The organism is Pseudomonas sp. S3_C06, assembly GCF_054667675.1.
In genome coordinates this window covers 644127-661418 of the sequence record NZ_CP162747.1, presented here as the reverse complement: position 1 = coordinate 661418, position 17292 = coordinate 644127, and the positions used below count along the sequence as shown (strand labels likewise).

The following is a 17292-nucleotide window of genomic DNA, read 5'->3' as shown; positions in this document are numbered from 1 at the left end:
GTGCGGAAATACGTTCATGCGTTTTGTGCCCATCGCCAGAAATAGCCTTCCTCTGCTTGAGTAGAGCGAGTTTCTGGGTTGTATACAAGATGATAAGAGTGCGAAATGCTTCCTTGCAGACCTTCATAGAAGGCGTAGTCAATTTCTGTATCCGTCGAGAGAATGATGACTTGGTGACTCGTTTTTGGGAAATAGTTTTCTACGAGTTTTTTCCGATGAATCGAGTCCAACCGTCCAAGTGGCGTGTCGATCACTACTGGCAAGCTTCGCCCTGAAGTACGAGCCAGCGCTTCCAAAATAGAGATCGCAAAGATCTGCTTCTCGCCAGCAGACAGCTCTTCTTTGCGGAGTATTACGCCTTCATCGTCGATCAGGACGACTTCGAAGGAGTTTGGATTGATCTGAATGCTGAGGTTCCGATCTTCCTTGCGCGCAAGACCATTGAATGAGGTGTAAAACTGCGACTCAAGCTCTATGAGTTTTTCAACTCGGGCGCGCGTAGAGAATTCCTTCAGTACCTCTCTGGCGTTTTGTGCGAGCTCAGTTAGACGTTCCTCTTCCTGGGAATCGGCAATTTCTGTGTAGAGATCGTCTAAATGGCGCGCAACCACCGACAAACGGGCGAGGAGGGCCTTTGCTTCATCTGCTATTACTGATCTCTGCTCCTCAAAAGCGGACAGCCGTCCCTGTAGCTGACCTTGTTCGTTAAACAACGGGACCAGTACTTTTTCGTCGGGGGCTCTAGCGATATTTTCTCGGGCGGATTCGATTTGGCTATCGGTTTCCTGAAGCGTCATCACCAAACGAGAGGCGCGTTGTTGTAGTGGCCCGACATCATTTAACAGTCGATGGGAGATACTGAAACGTTGGGTGTCCGAGAGTTCGTGAACTGGAGATTTTTGTTCAGCATTGTTCGCGACTTCTGAACCGAATGTCCTAAGGAAAATATCTTGAAGGGCAGGGCGTTGCTCCTTGCTGATTTTTAGCGTCGACTCAAGCTCTGCAAGAAAATTGGTTTGCTGGCGTTCCAGATACTCAGAAAGTACCTGCGCTTTTTCCGTGCGCTGTTCAGAGTCCAATTGCGCAAGAAGTTTTTCGTTGAGTTTACGAGTAATAGAAAAGGGCAATAAGCCACTCAGCATCTCATGCAAGGTATGTTCTATCGCCTTTTTCTCACTAACCAATGAGTCGAGACTAGCTGCTTCTTGCTCTCTTGTGGCGCTCCAAGCACCACCTCGCGCATTAATCTTCGCCTCAATATTGGCTAGATTTTTATTAGCCTCTACGGTACTGACGCGCATATAGACAAGCTTTTCGCGTGTCTCTGCGAGTTGCTTTTTTAGATCCTCATATGTGCGCTCGGCCGTAGCTATCTTCTGCTTGCGATCATCGGAGGCTTTTTTTACTGAGCGCCCCCTGATAATCACCGATAGATCCGAATGCAGTCTGTCGATCAGATCCAAACCAAGAAGCTTGTTAATAGAGTCTCGCAAGGCGTCTCCAGATGTTTCTTCGGCGAGGCTCGCGATTTTTTCACCGTCGAAGAAGAACAATTCGGAAACACCAATTGGGATCAACTCGTTCAGGAAAGCCTGGGCTTGCTCATAGGAGAGTTCGGTCAGATGCTGACCGTCCTTTGAAATAATAAGGCCTTCCTTGATCTTGCCGCTGTGATCAACAAACCAGTCTCGAGTCAATTGATAGCTCGAAATAATTCCGTATTGCGCATAGCGGAATGTTAGATCGACGGACGCTCGTGTAGGTTTGGCAATGCTATTGTGCGCTCTATGAATGCAATCACGAAGATATTGGTGGTAGTCCGCGATCGTAGCGCCAGACCCGAGCACGCCTTTGCCATACAAGGCAAGCTTCAGCGCGCTCAGAATGGTTGTCTTGCCGCCGCCATTTAAGCCGCCAAACAAAACGATAGGAGCGTTTTTACCTCTTTTGATCTTGGGTACCAAGTCAAAGTTGTGTGCGCCGCTAAACACACGGAAATCTAGTACTGAAAGGGAGTCAATAATCATTGCAGCAAACCATCTATTTCTGCTTTCAGGGATTCGAAAGCGGTTTTATATGTGTCGTTAACTTTAGGAGCGGCGCGCCGCTCCATAGCCTCATCAAGCCCACCCCAGTCCTGCTCCAGGATCTTCTGCAGTTCCTCCAGAATCCCTTTGCGGCGTGATAGGCCGGAGAACGAAAGCTCTGTATCTATCAGCTTCATGATCAATACAGCTGGCACGCCATGTTCCGCTTCCAGTGCATTGAGGATGGCGGCATCAGGCTCAGTGAACGCGCCGGCATCATTCTTGATCCACTCCACCGTATCCGTGGGATAGACCTCGGCATAAATTTTTGGGAGCGAATCAATCCAGTCCGGCTCATTCGGATCTTTTAGCCATTGCTGCCGGATCACTTGCAGCTCATCGCGGCCGATCAATTCAATATCACGATCGGTCTCTCGAATGCCTTTCTCAATTTCTAAAAGCAGCTTGAGCCACTCTTTGCGATATTTCATCCAATACGGGCCAGGAACGTGCTTGGTGGCTGCATTTGTGTCGTCGTCGATTGCCCCTCTTGCGAAGGTGACCTTCCCTGTACGGCGTTTGTAGTTTCGGTACTCAGTTTTGTTCTCAGGCAGTGAGCTGGCATGCAACTGATTGCGGAACTGGAGCAACGGCAGCATCCAATCCTCGCCACTATTCACGAGACCTTCGATCGCCTTGTCATGAGTCACCACAGTGCACGTCCAGCATCCGAAGCGGGAGTTACCGCAGGATGGGGTATTGGTGTCGATCACCAGTGGACACTCGCCAGCGTTGGAGTCTTTGTACAGCTCAAACAGCACTCGATTGGAGCCACCCCAAGGCCTGGCAGCGCTCATGAGATATTCCCAGACATCATCAGCGTGCCATAGCTCAATTGGCATGTAGGTATATGCATTCGGCAGCGTGGTATGCCGACCCAATGCTGAGCCATCGATCTTGTGACGTGTGATTACTTGGGCGCGCGTGGAGCTTTCCTCCCGTCTTGAGCCAAGTACCACCACGACCTCACCAAAACGTGCCACCTTGTCTTTGATGAACTCGCTCACTGGGTCGATCTTCATCCGCTCTGTGCACCAACGGAATGCCTTGGTTGGAGCGGGGTAGCCCTTGCCTAGAAGGTTGGCCCAGAAGGTCTCGCCAACTTCGGGAGTGACAGAGTGGGCTGTCATCGGAATATGATCTTCAACTGCTTGAGCGTTCACCGAATCAAGCACTTGGCGGATCATGTCGACTACAACAGGTGTTTCCACTCGAGTATCGGAGGAGACTACGTACACATGCTTGTGGCGCTCCTCAGGTGGCAACATCTTTAAGGCGTAGTAGGTGAGCGAAAGGATGACTGTTGAGTCCTTTCCGCCGCTGAACCCCACTACCCAGGGGCGATTATCGGCCTTGTATATGCTTTGAAGCTCGCGGACAGCGTCCGCGAGCGGTCTCCCAGAAATGATCGCTTCTTGAACGAAATCATCGTGCGATGGGTAGAGGAATTGATCATTGCTCATTGTTGAGGAAACCTGTTTTCTAACTCTCGTTCGGCCGTGGACAGCGGGACGCCAAGTTTTTTCTTGATAAGACTAGCGGTGAGCGCCACGTTCGTTGTTGCTTTTGAGATCCGGCCGTGGACCATCGCGCGACCCTCCCATTCAGGGTTGGCCCTTGACCAATCGATTTGGCGGAGTTGGCTAAGGGTTGCTTTCCACTCGGCCTCCTTGCGGATAATCAGTTCAGCTCCCACAAGTCCCATTGCTTGGAGCATAACGCCGTGGGCATGAATGTAATTGTCCCGTAATTCGGACGTCGACAGCTCTTTATTTTTCGCTCTGATCCAGTCGGGCATCTGCAAGGACACCTCTTCCCAAAACGATTTTGCGAGCTCCCGTTCATTCTGTGCGATGAGATCGCCTTTCCCTTTTTTCAATAAGACTCGGGATGCGTTTTTTATGGCGCTGAGGGTAAAGAGCTTGGAGCTGCGAGGGGAGAGACTCGATTTCTCTAGCTCTGTCATCCTTGAGAAAACATCTACGTTTTTGGCCAGATAACGGGCTAGATCGGAAATCAGGTCCCGATGATCGTAAAGCGTGCTGATGGAGCTGCTCGGCCTCACGGCATGCTTATTGAGGTCAGCGAACATTTGCTGACTACGATTGAGACCCTCATCTATGAAGAAGAGCACAGGAATATTGTCGTAGCCAAGTTCTGGATTTTCACGAATAGCCTGCTCAATGGCAGCGCGTCGGTGCTGGCCATCATTGATCAGAATCTGAGCCTCCATCGGTATGGTCAATGTGCCAATGCTCTGGCCAAGACCCGTATCGGATGCAGGATTAAACTGGACCACTCCATCAACAGAAGCGGTGATGGCGGACAACGTGTAATCATCACGATTATCAACGAGATAAGCCGCAATTTCGGGGACTCTTGCTAGATTTAGCGTACGCTGGGCACGCAGATCCGGCGGAACATTTTCCTCATTGAACATGAAGATTTTTGGCACCAAGCGCATCGGGCACATCGCTATGTAGCAGGGCCTGCCTGCTTGCATGCCCCTGACACATGGGAAGGAATGTAGGAAGCTGTTCATAGCGTGCATGTTTAATTTGATCCGGTACGTTATTTTGCATATTTTTAACGTACAAGCAAGAATCCAGGTCGAATAACTTGTCTTTGGAGCGTTGTCAAGCCTCTGTCGGCGGCAAAATCGGTAAGGTTTGTAAATGGCTCGATATCGCAAATAATGAATTTTATCGTTCGATGGCTCTAAATAATCAGCATCGAAACACGATTTTCGTCATCAAAGATGATCGATGCACAGCAGCTTAATTATGTAGGTTGAGGTAGTTCGAAATTGGAGAAATTGGCTATCGATAGCGTGTAGTATCCGATTGATATAGAGCAACAAATACCCACCAGCAATTGGGCGGGACTAATGAATGCTATCTGTTTGGTCAAGTTGCAAAAAGATGCTCGGATATAGTTCAGAGCATCTGTCCTAGTTATAAGGTCTAAATGTCTAATCGTTTCCCCCATTGATCGAAATACGTGCCATCTTGCGACGTTGATCTATAATTTTCACCATCGCATCGAGCTGGCCCAAGAACTCTTCTGCGTCATCTGTAAGCGCGGACTGAGGTAGATCTGCAAGTATAGAAATAGCGACTGCAACAATTTTTCGCCAATCTTTTGGTTTTGGATCTTCCGCTGTGGCCTTAATTCGAGCTTCTTCGGCAGATATAAGGTGCGTTTCGAAATCATCAATTAAATCGGTATGATGATTTTCAATTAAGTAAGCTAGGCTTTTGACTTGCTTGGGGTCATGTAGTCTTCTGATGTTTTCTTTGTCTTCATCAGGTGATATCCATGAATAAAATCGGCGAACATTGTCAATGTTATCAAATCTTTTCTGACTTTCGTCCCATTCCAACCATTCCTTAAGCACGCTATTTCGGAGAGCTTCTTCGAACAGTGAGAAATAGTCATTTCGCGCTTTCGAACCGAACTCCTCGTCTTCCCTCATTTGTGACAGAGCACGATAAGTTCTATATAAGCGCCCGGTAGCTTGAGCGGAAAGTCCGAATTGCTGACCTACTACCCCAAGCTTTTTATGCTCTTGATCAACTTGTTCGGCAACAAGCTTTGCTCTCTGAGCAGGGTCCCACTGCCGTATTCCGCTGATATGCCGGATGCCTTGAAACATCCAGGAAATGTCTTGACCATCTGATCCGTTGTAAACTAGTACTTCGATTTCGTTAGTCGCTTGTAGAAGCTTTTCTAATTGAGAAAGATCAAGGTCATCAGCTACAACTTCGTCATTTTTTATGTCAGTACGAAGCTTGCCCAATGACCTAAAGCGACGATTACCTTCCACTACCACGAACTTGCCCGGCACGCCAGCAATAGGGCGAACAACTATTCGGTCAAGTAGCAGAAAGCCATTTCTTAAAATGCTGTTATATAAATCAGATATACCATGCTGGTCGATTTCTTGACGCGCTCTAATCTGTTTTTTTTCATCTGCTATATTTTTATCCAAAACAATTGGTCGATTAGATTGCGTCCAAAATCGAGGGTTGTTCGGGTCCAGCATGATGTTGTCAAATTCTATTTTCTTTGGAAAGAGTTGATCCATGTACATGTTGAGTCCTTGCTTAGAATTTAGCGGTCTTGTTCAATAATTAATTGTGGGAGTTCGATCCCATTCTCTTCGCCAAGAGCTTTAGAGTAACTGAGCTTAAGTTTATTGATTTCAACTGGCAGCCCTGCAATATGACTAAGCAGGTCGATTGTCAAACGTTTTCCAGTCGTGATTATTTTATTTCGCGCCGTGTCCCAGATGATTCCCGCGAATGGTGACTCGGATAGGTCGGTCGGTAATATTTTTAGTTTTACGACAGCTTCGTGAAGGGGGATGTCATGGTATTTGGAAAACCTAACGGCGACATTGGTAAATGCTGACAACCCGACTGGGCGAAACAACAAATGTCCTCCATGATCCCCTCTATATTTTTGCGTTATCCGAGCAGGAGTAGAGGAAACGAAGAGTTTTTGAACGGGTTCAAATGACTCAGCCATAGCTTCAAAAAAGCGGACAGCATAACTTTGATACTTATCAAGCTCCGAGTCACTCGGGCGATAAAACCGTAAATGTTCATCGCTCTTGTTTCCCGAGCGATGCTTAAAGATGATTTTCAATGTGTCGTAAAGGCTTGATATTGTGGTCAAAGCTACTCTGTTAGTCGCAGGTATATTTTCACTGGCATCCACGAGTATCTTGGGGGAGGTAAACCAATCGTTTTGCTCAATCAGTCGTCTCGTAATGATCGCCATTGTATCGTCTTCATCAAGAGCAATGATGTCACGCTTTTTTACTGGTTTAGCTGTTTTATTAAGCGTAGTGAAAAGACGTCTCGTGCGCTCCCTCTCTGCATCATTATGACCAATAAAAATCACTGACATTCGCTCGCCGGTGAAATCGGCTTTATCTGTTATGGCACGTTTGATCCCGGCAAGGCGGTGTTGACCATCTACGGCGAATATCTTTTCAGTGCCGGAAAGGCAAAGAAATCCTATGGTGTCAAACGCTTCATTTCCAATATCATTTAGCAATGCTTCGTTGGAGCTTGAGTTAGAAGCGCCAATATCAATCCACTCTGGATTTCCATCGTATGTTGCTAACACGAGAGAGTTAAAAAAACGCTCTTTAGTTTTCTCAAGATAATTCGCAATGTGCTCAGCTCTTTCTCCCTCCAAGCTACGCTGAATGAGCCTTGACAAAGATTTATCTGAGTGAATATTTTTCGCGTAGTCAGCTCTTTTAGCGAGCTCGGGAATTGGAATGAGGCATGAGTAATAAATCCAATCCCCAATGCGACCACGCAATGCTGGAAGTATAAGTTTTTTATTGTTCAAAATGCTGCCCTCCGAGCATTTGAAACATTGATAGTCATGTCTCGTATATTTATAGGGGGTTGAATAGCTGAAAGAAACTCAGTTTCAATTTTTTTTAAACTCATACGCTTATCGGGTATTGGGACAAAGTTGAAAAATAGGTCGTCTTTCCATTTCTCAAGCATATAGTACACACGAGGCCTTTTATCTGCCCGCCGCAATTCACTTAAGTATTGCCCAAACCTGCTATGCAAGTTTGCAGTAGAGTCATCACCCGTTATCCCTAGATACAAAATATAACCATGATTAGGTAAGTCGGATGTATCCCAAGATAAAGTGAAGGCGTATATTCCTCTTTCCTTAGGGATGGTTGTTCGGGCTGAATTGTTAAATTTCACTTTGCTCCACGATAGTGGAAATTTGCTTTTGAAGCAGCGCCAAGCTTCTAGATCTAAATAGAACTGATACAAGCTTGCCTTGTAGCGATCAGTATCTGCAATTAAGTCGTTGAGCTTTCCTTTAGCCACTTTAAGCATTCCCTTCTGCATGCAATTTTCCGCATATTACTATATTGTTGCGTCATTGAGAAGTCTGATTTTTATATGGTTCAAAAGTAAATAACTTTGATGGTGGCTGCTAATTCCCCTAGTAAGTGTAGCGGTGCTAATTGGTCTTTTTGTTGATTTTAGTCTGGCGATTGTTTTTACCAGGTGGGACTCAGGTTTTTTTCTTGGCAAAAATACTGCTTTGATAGTTGCAGGTGTTTTTGTTTTTGGTTTTTTTTGGGGAGGGCGGGGAATAAAGCTTGCTGAACTAAAGCCTTGCTAAGTGTGGATGCTTACAGGGCGCAGGGCGCAGGGCTGCTGGGGCGATGTGCAGGGCGTGTTCTTTTACCTTGTCTTTTCGGGTTAATAATAGGTGTCGGACAAAGGTAAGAGCTAGTAAGCTTGCAATTTAACTTTGATACCTCTTGGTGTTATTAGGTTTTTGTTTTATTTTTCTGGGTCATATTAATGACGCAGGGAAAAGTCAGCTTAGCTAAAAATAACTGGCGAATGCTGTTCAATTATTGTTTTTTAGAAAAAATGTTTTCTTTAACGTCGACGATAAAAAACGCCCTTCACTTGAAAGGGCGAGTTTTTATCTATAAAACGATTTTAGTCAATTGATGAGCTTCATCGCAGCGATCATGATGGTGACGGCTGCGGATAGCATCACGCCCATACGCATAGTCAGCTTTATTTCGAGATTCGCCAAATCTTTATGGATTTGATTGGTAAGAATGGCCAAGTCATTTTTTGTTGCTAGTAATGTATGCATGTCATTCTCCAATGCTTCGATAACTGCGTGAGCTTTTGGCTCAGGTACATTGATTGCAATCAGTGCCTGATATAGAGCCAGGTCCATTTTCATTAAGGCCTCCAGAAAAACTAAAAAGGCCTATCCCCACGACGGGGTAGGCCCGTCGTGGGTGGGAAAATCGTACTTCCTTCGACACGTGGTCGACTGACCGTGCTTCCGGAAGCGATACGGTCATTGGGTGGATCCTGCGAATATTCGCAGCACCGCCTAGAAGATCCTGGCGGCTGGCATGTAGCTGAACACGTCAGCAAGACACAGCCCTAAATTGCTTCTCTGGGCGTTTGGTGTCAATCCATAATCCGGTTACCGAGTATTTCCTAATGATGGCCTGAGGGCCTTTTTCTGCACTGACTCGACCAGCTTCAGGTAGGGATTGTTGAGGGCCAAGTCATTCATCATTCCAGCGGGGGATTTGAGTAAGTAGCCGTGAAGGCGCCGTGTTCTGCGCCCGCCGCTTACCTCGCATGTCCAGATGTTCAGTCCGTTTGGTTGCTTGCGGTGCAGCTTCATTTCTTCAAAACGTTTCTGAATCCATTGCCAGTCATATTGGTTTTCTTTCTTTGCGATACGGGCAAGGTGTGGGTGCTCCTGCCCGTAGCGATGAAAGACGCCAGGCGTGACGAGAAAGATCGTGTCTTCGACGGTGTGAACCAGCGCTTTTGTGTCATTCATGATGATGCGATGAGACAGGACGCCTTGTGTGAACCACTCCATGAAGTGTTCTCCTGAAAGCTCCGCTGGCTCCTCTTTGGTTGTCGGTAGCTCAATGGAGCTAGATTCGTCGTCAAACGGGAGGGTCTCAATGTCTTCCGGTAGGGTTGGGGGGCCTCCAAATAAATCAAACAGCATTTCGAGCGAGTCAGGCGCGGTGTGCTGTGGCTCCATCAATGACTGCGGATTTGGAGAGCCAAAACCCGATGCGCCTTTCGATGGCGGGGCGGATGGAGTCGCGTTTGATAGAGATCTGGGTGTGCTTGATGTTGCGAGTGACACATCAGGCGTATCGGGGATGACAGTGCCTGTGTAAGCGTTTGGGCGCTCAATCGCTTCCCAGATCAATGCCGGCGATAGCTTTAGGAAGGTGAAGCTATGGGACCAGCCTAATTCGCTTGTAACTGTTGCTTTCCAGATGGCTTTACCGTCGGCACCGGGGAGGGCTATCCCGTGTTCCTGTAGTACGTTGAAGACGGCGATATTTCTTTCTGGAATTCCGTCGACGCCTTGGGAGAGCAGGTGAGCGCGAAGTTTGTCTGAGACGGTTTTACTTACCAGCCAGAGCGCCTCTTGGGTAAGCCAGCCGTCTGAGGCTTGAGGTTGATTGAGTTTTAACTCGCATTTCAGCAGGTAGCGCAGCCCTTCGAGCAGCTTACGTTGCAGTGCGTGTTTGGGGGCATATTTTGCTTTGGCTGGATCGCCACCAAGTGCCTGAGCTACAGAAGCTTGGTCTGCTTGTGTGATGAGCGTACCAAGTTCACCAGCGTGTTCGCTTTGGCCTGCCCAATTGAATATCAGAGAGGTCCATAGCTCAGGGAAGCTTGAAAGCCAGTCGAGAATTTCTCTGTTCAGCAGATGGGCGATCAGCAAGCCGGATGCTGCACCATGGAGGCGGTATTGTCGGTCTTTTCGATATCTCAGGCGGTAAGGGGATTTGAGTGGGCCATGCCACGGATGCCAGATGCTGCCATCTGCGTATTCAACGTGCACATCAACTGCGATTTTACCCACGTCATGACTGAGCGAGGCGTAGGCGAGGGCTGCGGTCCAAGCTTCGGCTTGTGCTATCTGCACTTCAGGTTGGGCACCGGAGGGGAGTAAGTGGGTTTGTCGCAGCTTAAGGGCGTAGGTGACGACTTCCAGGCCATGGTCAAGCATTCCACCAGGATAGGCATGATGGTGGCTCTCGGATGCGGGTAGTAACTGGACGAGCTCAGCGAATCGGCTGATGGGGCCGAGGTAGAGCTTTTCAAATTGAGGTCGCGAGACTGCAGTGCGCTGCCAAATCTGCTCCAGTAGTTTTTGTCTACGGGGTGTGGCCAAGAGCGATTTGGCAGATTGGGGTGAGGTCAACCCCGCAGGCGATGTTGACTCCATTGGAGCAGGCCGACCAGGTGTAGATCTGGCCTTGCGATGGAACAGTGAAAACATGTTTGATCCTGTCAGAAGGGTTTGTAGGAAGGCCTTTTCTGTTTCTTGGGTAGGGCCTTTCCTCTTCGGCACCATTCCCTTGGTTTGATCCCTTTTTCCATTTACCTTTTGGGTGCTCGGCAGATCATCGGAACCAGAGTCTGGGCAGAGCAATTAGGAACTCAAGGATGAACGATCTAAGACTGGGGAGCTGTTAGGTGACTGAGAAAGATCGAGCTTCAAAAGCATCGCGCGTAGGGGAATACCTTGGACGTTGCTGGAAAGGATACCTACGTAATTTAACAAGAGTGTCTGGGTGGTTAAGGAAAGTGGGAGTGCCTCGGAAGCTAGCCAGTTTCTGCGCCTTGCTTTTGCACACTGTTACCGTAATGGTTTTGCTGTACATCGCATTTTGGGTGACGGTGGTTTTTATTGTGGCGCTAGTCGGAAGTTGTGGTCTCTTCAGCTCAGAGCCTGAGCCGGCAAGCTGGCGAGACGGCCCCGAGGGGCCTGGAATATACGAAAATGGTGTACGTACGGATTGTGGCCGTTCGTTCGAGGACGATCAGTGAATTAAACGAACTTTCCTATAACTTTTTCTGTTCCAGAGCGCCCTGCCTGTTTTGCATCGCCAGTTGCATCACTTAGTCCACGTAAGGCAGTACCTGCGTTCACTCCAACCCAAGCCAGACTGGCAACCCAAAATGCTGGCAGTACGACAAATAGTGAGCCCATTACGTAATTCAACAGCATGTCCCCAAAGGAGTTGTTTGCTCCGAGGAGGATGTTGAAATTGCTGTGTGGGGAGTGCCAGCCGTAGAGGGCGTCGAGGATGGTGCTGTCGAGCCAGCGGGCGAGTTGGAACCAGAAGTCGACGAAAAATAGGGCGAACTGCACGCAGCTGATGGTGATCAAGGATTTGAGATCGTAGGTGCCGACGACCAGGATCAGTGGGATGCAGATTGTCAGCGCCATTTTTAGGAATGACAGCACCATGGGCAGGGCTTGGCGAACGACATCCATTGCGGGGAAGTACGCCATTGAGCCTGCTGTCATTCCGAGGTTTGAGGCTACGCGTGCCGTGATGTTGGATGCGGTCATGTCGATCTGGCCGCCGTAGCTTGTGTAGACCTGACCTTGGTTGAGTGTTTGCTGACGTGGGGATACGACGGAGCGGACGACGGCGTCTTCCGCTTGCTGCATGTTGAGGAAGCGTGTCCATTTGGTAATGCGAAACAGTAGGGCTGGGTCCACTTGCTTGAGTACCCGGGCACGCAATCCTTGGTGGGCTTCTGACCACCATTGCTTGCAGGTGGGATATCCACCACCGCCGGGTACTTGGGTCAGACCAGCATCTCGCCGTGGGTTATAAGGCCAACTGCTGCGCGGTGTCTTGGAATGATAGGTGTCATAGAAACCAGCGGTATTGAGCAGGTACCTTGAGCCAATCCAGTTAATATCGTCCAACAGCGTGTCGTTCAGGGTTGGGCGGTTCATAAACAGTTTGGCCCGAGCAGGCCCGTAACAGTCGTGGCTGAACTCGGCGACTTCCTGAGCCAGGATAGGGTCGTCGATTCTTGCTGCATCGATGTCCATTCGGATCTGCCGCAGATCAGTACCACAGGGGATTGCTGCAGTAGCGCCACCGGTGAGCGCTTTGGACAGTGAGTGCATGAAAAACCACCACACCGGGACTTTTGCGCTTTGGTTGTTGAGCGTTGTGAAGGTGTTGGACCAGCGAGTGTCTTGCGGGTTGGCCACGTTGATTTGGCACTGAGTGGAGCGGGTGGTGTTGAACTCGATGGTGTTGAGGTCCACGTCAATGAAGGGAATGCCGGCAAACATGATGACGATGATTGCAACCCAGACTCGGTTCTCGATTCGCAGTGACGACAGCACACCCTTGTTGCCCTCATCCGCGCCTTCAGCACGAGCTCTGAGCCATTCCTGGATGATGATCGCCAGAAACGGCAGAGCGAAAACACCACTAGCGACCAGCATTTCCCAAATGCCGTTATTGATGATCCAGCCAACTAGCGTCAAGTAGAACTCAAGGTAGTCGTTTGTATAGAGCGTCATGAGGTCGTCCTTGTTCGTCAGGCCGGCCGGAAGTTCAGCAGTTCAAGCAGCGCCAGTGCTGCAATAGCTGCTACTTCGGCGTACAGAAGGCGCCGATGTTGGTGACGGGTGAGGCCCCGTTTGATCAAGCTAAGTCGCATGCGGTACCAGCCATAAACCGTGACGGCGTACAGGGGCGCGCGCCAGATCAATAGGGCTGACTGATTTGATTGCCTCCAGGTATTCCACTCTTGAATGTTGCTTGATCCTTCGAAGGCGGCCAGTGTGAGAACGATCGCTAATAGGCTGAGTAGCACACCCCAGAAAAGCAGGTGCGCCAGCACGGTTCTGGCTCTAGGGTGCCGCTTCATCGTGGCTGGCCCTCAGGTGTGGCTTGTTGGATGAGGTCAAGACGATTACGTACCGGGTCACCTTGATAGACGCCCAGCGAACCAGTCGCTCGATCGTTCTGACGCTGGATCAGCATCATTGGGGAATTACCAGCGAGGGTACGGCGCAGTTCGAGTTCGGTTTTGAGGTTGTTGATTTCCAGAGACAGGATGTCGCTCTCGGTGCTGATGGCTTGCTGAGCCAACTCATTGGATGCCACGTTGGGTTCTTTGCGCCCCGTGAGCAGGGTACGTTGCAGCAGCAGTGCTTTTTCGAGGACGCTGGACAGCGCCACTTCGGACGCCAAACGCTGAGCCAGCAAATCTTGATCGGGTTCGTCCCTCAGTGCCTCGATGACACCGCGCGTGACAGTCAGTGATTGGCTACTGGCTGCCAGTAGATGTTCCGTGGTGGTTGGCTTGGTGCCTTTAATCAATGCAGCCAGTGCGTGCAACTTGGTATCAAACTCTTCCTGAATGAGAGGCGTGAGTCCAACACCCGGCTTGGTTTGAGTCTTGGTGCAGCGATCGCACGTTTGGTGTTCGCGCTCGCCCAGGACCTTTGTTGCCCACGCCTCGGCTTCTTGGGGAGAGGACCAGGTCTGGCAGCTCAGGCGGTTGCCGCAGCTGTTTTTGGGTATAGCGGAACGGTCATTCACATCTCTGCCATTGAGCAGGTTATATCCCGACCGGGTGACGTCTGACACAACCCTAATCGGGGCTTGTCCGGAACCGCCGGCTGCGTTCCCGCCCACCCACGGAACGCCATGGTTACCTCGACGTGTTTCTGCCTGCTCAATGGCTGCCACAGCGTCTTTGCTCCCAACAGCTTTCGAGAGCGCCACGCCTTCAGCCAATTGCCCCCAACTCATCTGCCCACCGGCAATATCGGCCATGCGATCAGCAATCGACTTACACGTTGATTTGGAACGATCGAAGTCGAGCCGTGCTTGCAGGATGCCGTTGGTAAGCAGGTTGTAAAGGCCAGGGTCGGCGCGCTGGATGATCAGGGCGGGGAGGAGGCGACTGCGCTGGTTGCGTTCTTGATCACGTTGCTCATGATCGACTTGAAGCCTTGAGTGGCACCATTGAGCTGGTTCTGCAGCGTTGTATTAAGGCTCATGTCTCCGCAGATCAGGTTGGTGTCCCACCCAGCACCGACGCTGATGCTGTCCATGCTGGCAGCGCCGCCCATGGACACGGCCCTGCCTCCGCCAATGCTGTAGAGCACGTCATCGCCGATGACGGTGCCGTTGTGATGGATGCCATCTTTATTCACTTGCGTCTGGGCGGCTTGGAGTTGGGTGTGCGAGACAAGCAGGACGCTTAGCAGTCCATAAGCGAGGATTGCTCTATGTTTGTTCGCAGCGGGTTTATGCGAATACATCATTGATCACCACCGGAGAAGTCTGTGCTACCCAGGAAGGTTTGGCCTTTGCGTTTGCAGCAGGTGTAGGGGCGCCACAGTGCCCAGGCGTAATCGCCACGAGGTGATTGCACGTGAGGTCCGTTATTCGGAAAGGTCGTGCAGGTCTTGGATTGAGTGGGTGTCAGCTCCTGCCATTTTCCGGTCAGCGGGTCGCTTTCCATCACTGCACCTGCGGGCCAATAGCCCGCTTTAGCCTTCGCCAGTAGAGGCTGATAAACATGAATCTGGCCCCGACGCGTGACGATGTCTGCAGCGCGTTGCGCGATCACCGCGGCACACTTGTGGTCATCAACGCCGTGCAGGAATCCTCCCCGCGGATAGATCGCGCCCCACAGATTGCCTTTAGTACGACTACCGATTTCACGCATGCCCGGCGTCAGGGCTTCTGGAAAGACGAGCTCTGGGATGTTGCGACGCCAAGCTAGGCTGTCGAGTGTGCTGAGGAAGTAGGGCATGAGTAATTGCCCAGCGCCCGAGCAGGCGTAGCCGGATTGCCCGGCAAATTGACTGAAGACTGCACCGCCGGGATGGCCAATGACATCAGCGTTCTTGAATTTGGCGAGATCGTTTTCAAACGCGATGCCGGTAGTGCCGTCACCACCACCGCGAGCCGTTGAGTTGCTCGAGCTCAACATTCGCAGTTCCGACCATGGGTTTTCACCTGTATTGGCGTAGCTCGAAACAACTGCGTCTGGCACGTAGTGCCGGACCTTGGCGGACTCCTTGACCTTGCAGCCAAAATTGGTGCAGAACAGCCAATAGCACACACCCACAACTCGGTAAGCCATGCAGTCAGGTGAAAGGCTAGAGGCTACGATTTCAGCGGTATTAAGGGCTGAAGCAGCGAGCGGTGTAACCATGGCGGTTGCGACAGTAATTAATCGCAAGCCCTTTGAATATCGAAGTTTCATGTTTCGATCCTGCGCGAGACGAGGTGCGCAGTGAATCAGTGCGAATCTTGATTGGCCTTAGTGAATAGGAAAGGACGGGCACCCATATTCCATTTGATAGTCGTTGCGACCAGCAAACAGTCTCCAGGCGCCATTTGTAATTTTCGCGATGGGCGCAGAAGCGTCAAGCGGCTTTAGATACAGGATAAAAGCTACTCACGGCTTGGGGCAGGCCACCGACGTCTCGCAGCATCGTCACTATCCGGCTTGTCTTGAGGATGTAGTAATCAATAATCGGAGCATACTTTCCTTTGACCTTACGCGGATACCGTAGCTTAAAGTCATGCATCGTAATCACACACGACCGCATCTCACGAACAGTCGCTTCAACCATTGAGCCGGTTTGGCGTGCGATAGACACGAACTGGGCATAGGCATCAGAGCCCTCTACTGGCCCTAAACCCCGCTCCGCCTCGGCAATCATATGGTGAATGTAAAGCTTGTCAGCGCCCGATTTGCCTACCGGAGACATCATCAGACGATCAAGTCTTGCATCAATGTCCTTAATGACAGTGAGTATCTCTTCACCTTTTTATCTATAGAAAGCTGGTCGATCTGCTTCATTTGGATTCGGAGTGAGTGCAGCACAGCAAAGAAAGCAAACAAAGCGAATATAGGGTTTAGCACACCCCCGAAAAAATCGCCAAATGCTCCCCAATCAGACCTGTCTCCGGATAAGAAACCAAACTGTTGGTGGTAGGGATAGAGAACAACCGCCACCATCAGCAACGCCAAAAAAGGGAACACGCTTACGCCAAATTTATTCATCAAAGCTGCCTCACTAAAAAAAGAATGGCGGCATTTTACTCGCTTGTGAACTGCGGCGCGTTGCTTGCTGTAGGATCTTGGTGATAAAAAAAGCGCCCGCAAGGGCGCCTACTAGATAGAAATTGAATAAAACTCAGATGAAACCGGCCTCCGCGAATGAGTAAGGGTCGCCTGTGCCAACGATGACGTGGTCAAGCAATCGCACATCAATTTTTGAAAGTAGATCACGCAGAAGCACAGTTATCATGCGGTCGCGCTCACTAGGATCAACAATTCCCGAAGGATGATTATGGGCCATGATCACAGCTGCGCTATTCAGCGCCAATGCTCGCTGCAGGATGACTCTAGGATGTGCCGATACAGCATCAATCGTTCCAAAAAACAACGGTTCGTACCCTATGACACGATGTTTAGAATCGAGAAAAACACAAGCAAAGACTTCTCTCACCTCGTTGGTGAGCTTGAGCCGCAGATAGTCTTTGATGTCCTTTGGATCATTAATGCAAGGGGCTCCTTTGAAGATTCGTTGCTCAAGAATTGAAATGGCCTCCTGAATCAATTGGTCTTCTCTATACCGCGGGCATTCCTCGTTAACGGTTTTCTGGCTTTGCGAATTAGTCGAGAGCATCGAAGTTTCCTTGATGAAACTGGAGTCCCGCCCTTAGGGGAGGGCCCCAAGGGATTAGTGATAGTTGGCTCGTAGCGAGCAGGGATTTAAGTGGGCATCCACCCTCAGATGCTGAGGGCCGCTTATTCGGGGATGCGGGGCAATCGTATTG

15 protein-coding genes and 1 pseudogene are annotated in these 17292 nt (G+C 50.0%); 1 reads left to right on the top strand and 15 read right to left on the bottom strand.

Going from position 1 to position 17292, the window contains the following annotated elements; translation table 11 throughout:
* Positions 1-14 precede the first annotated feature (14 nt).
* The 8 genes from dndD to mobH form a co-directional block, all read right to left on the bottom strand.
* The gene (gene dndD / locus AB4N44_RS02820; protein ID WP_460110335.1) at positions 15-2027 is read right to left on the bottom strand and encodes a DNA sulfur modification protein DndD; all 2013 of its coding nucleotides are present in this window, start codon (positions 2025-2027) and stop codon (positions 15-17) included.
* On the bottom strand, positions 2024-3550 hold the full coding sequence (gene dndC / locus AB4N44_RS02815; protein ID WP_460110337.1) for a DNA phosphorothioation system sulfurtransferase DndC: 1527 nt from the start codon (positions 3548-3550) through the stop codon (positions 2024-2026). The genes dndD and dndC overlap by 4 nt, the downstream gene beginning before the upstream one ends.
* Positions 3547-4590, bottom strand: coding sequence for a DNA sulfur modification protein DndB (gene dndB, locus AB4N44_RS02810; RefSeq protein WP_460158174.1), 1044 nt, complete (start codon positions 4588-4590; stop codon positions 3547-3549). Before dndB ends, dndC begins: the two co-directional genes overlap by 4 nt.
* A gap of 468 nt (positions 4591-5058) precedes the next feature.
* A complete protein-coding gene (locus AB4N44_RS02805; protein ID WP_460110340.1) occupies positions 5059-6174 on the bottom strand; it encodes a hypothetical protein in 1116 nt (371 codons plus the stop codon).
* A gap of 26 nt (positions 6175-6200) precedes the next feature.
* Entirely contained in the window at positions 6201-7454 is a 1254-nt protein-coding gene (locus AB4N44_RS02800) for a DGQHR domain-containing protein (protein WP_460110341.1), read from the bottom strand.
* Positions 7451-7981 carry a hypothetical protein gene (locus AB4N44_RS02795; RefSeq protein ID WP_460110343.1) on the bottom strand — a complete coding sequence of 177 codons (531 nt, stop codon included), beginning with the start codon at positions 7979-7981 and terminating at the stop codon, positions 7451-7453. Before AB4N44_RS02795 ends, AB4N44_RS02800 begins: the two co-directional genes overlap by 4 nt.
* 613 nt (positions 7982-8594) lie before the next feature.
* A complete protein-coding gene (locus AB4N44_RS02790; protein ID WP_460110344.1) occupies positions 8595-8846 on the bottom strand; it encodes a hypothetical protein in 252 nt (83 codons plus the stop codon).
* Between the two features lie 252 nt (positions 8847-9098).
* The gene (gene mobH / locus AB4N44_RS02785) at positions 9099-10940 is read right to left on the bottom strand and encodes a MobH family relaxase (protein ID WP_460158173.1); all 1842 of its coding nucleotides are present in this window, start codon (positions 10938-10940) and stop codon (positions 9099-9101) included.
* A gap of 197 nt (positions 10941-11137) precedes the next feature.
* Between mobH and AB4N44_RS02780 the strand changes: the two genes are divergently transcribed.
* Positions 11138-11491: a DUF3742 family protein gene (locus tag AB4N44_RS02780; RefSeq protein WP_460110345.1), complete on the top strand. Its 354-nt coding sequence runs from the start codon at positions 11138-11140 to the stop codon at positions 11489-11491.
* A gap of 1 nt (position 11492) precedes the next feature.
* On the opposite strand, the gene AB4N44_RS02775 is transcribed toward AB4N44_RS02780, so the two are convergent.
* From AB4N44_RS02775 to AB4N44_RS02745, 7 genes and pseudogenes are all read right to left on the bottom strand, one after another.
* Positions 11493-12998, bottom strand: a complete 1506-nt coding sequence (locus AB4N44_RS02775) for a conjugal transfer protein TraG N-terminal domain-containing protein (protein ID WP_460110347.1) — start codon at positions 12996-12998, stop codon at positions 11493-11495.
* A gap of 17 nt (positions 12999-13015) precedes the next feature.
* Positions 13016-13321 (bottom strand): hypothetical protein, encoded by a 306-nt coding sequence (locus AB4N44_RS02770; protein WP_460110348.1) that lies wholly within the window; start codon positions 13319-13321, stop codon positions 13016-13018.
* A gap of 23 nt (positions 13322-13344) precedes the next feature.
* A pseudogene (locus AB4N44_RS02765) lies at positions 13345-14753 on the bottom strand (integrating conjugative element protein).
* The gene (locus AB4N44_RS02760) at positions 14753-15706 is read right to left on the bottom strand and encodes a TIGR03756 family integrating conjugative element protein (RefSeq protein WP_460110351.1); all 954 of its coding nucleotides are present in this window, start codon (positions 15704-15706) and stop codon (positions 14753-14755) included. Before AB4N44_RS02760 ends, AB4N44_RS02765 begins: the two are co-directional and overlap by 1 nt.
* Positions 15707-15869: 163 nt before the next feature.
* Complete coding sequence (locus tag AB4N44_RS02755; RefSeq protein ID WP_460110353.1) at positions 15870-16220, bottom strand: hypothetical protein; 351 nt, start codon at positions 16218-16220, stop codon at positions 15870-15872.
* Entirely contained in the window at positions 16220-16513 is a 294-nt protein-coding gene (locus AB4N44_RS02750; protein ID WP_460110355.1) for a hypothetical protein, read from the bottom strand. The genes AB4N44_RS02755 and AB4N44_RS02750 overlap by 1 nt, the downstream gene beginning before the upstream one ends.
* A 133-nt stretch (positions 16514-16646) precedes the next feature.
* Entirely contained in the window at positions 16647-17141 is a 495-nt protein-coding gene (locus AB4N44_RS02745) for a JAB domain-containing protein (RefSeq protein WP_460110356.1), read from the bottom strand.
* Positions 17142-17292: the final 151 nt, after the last annotated feature.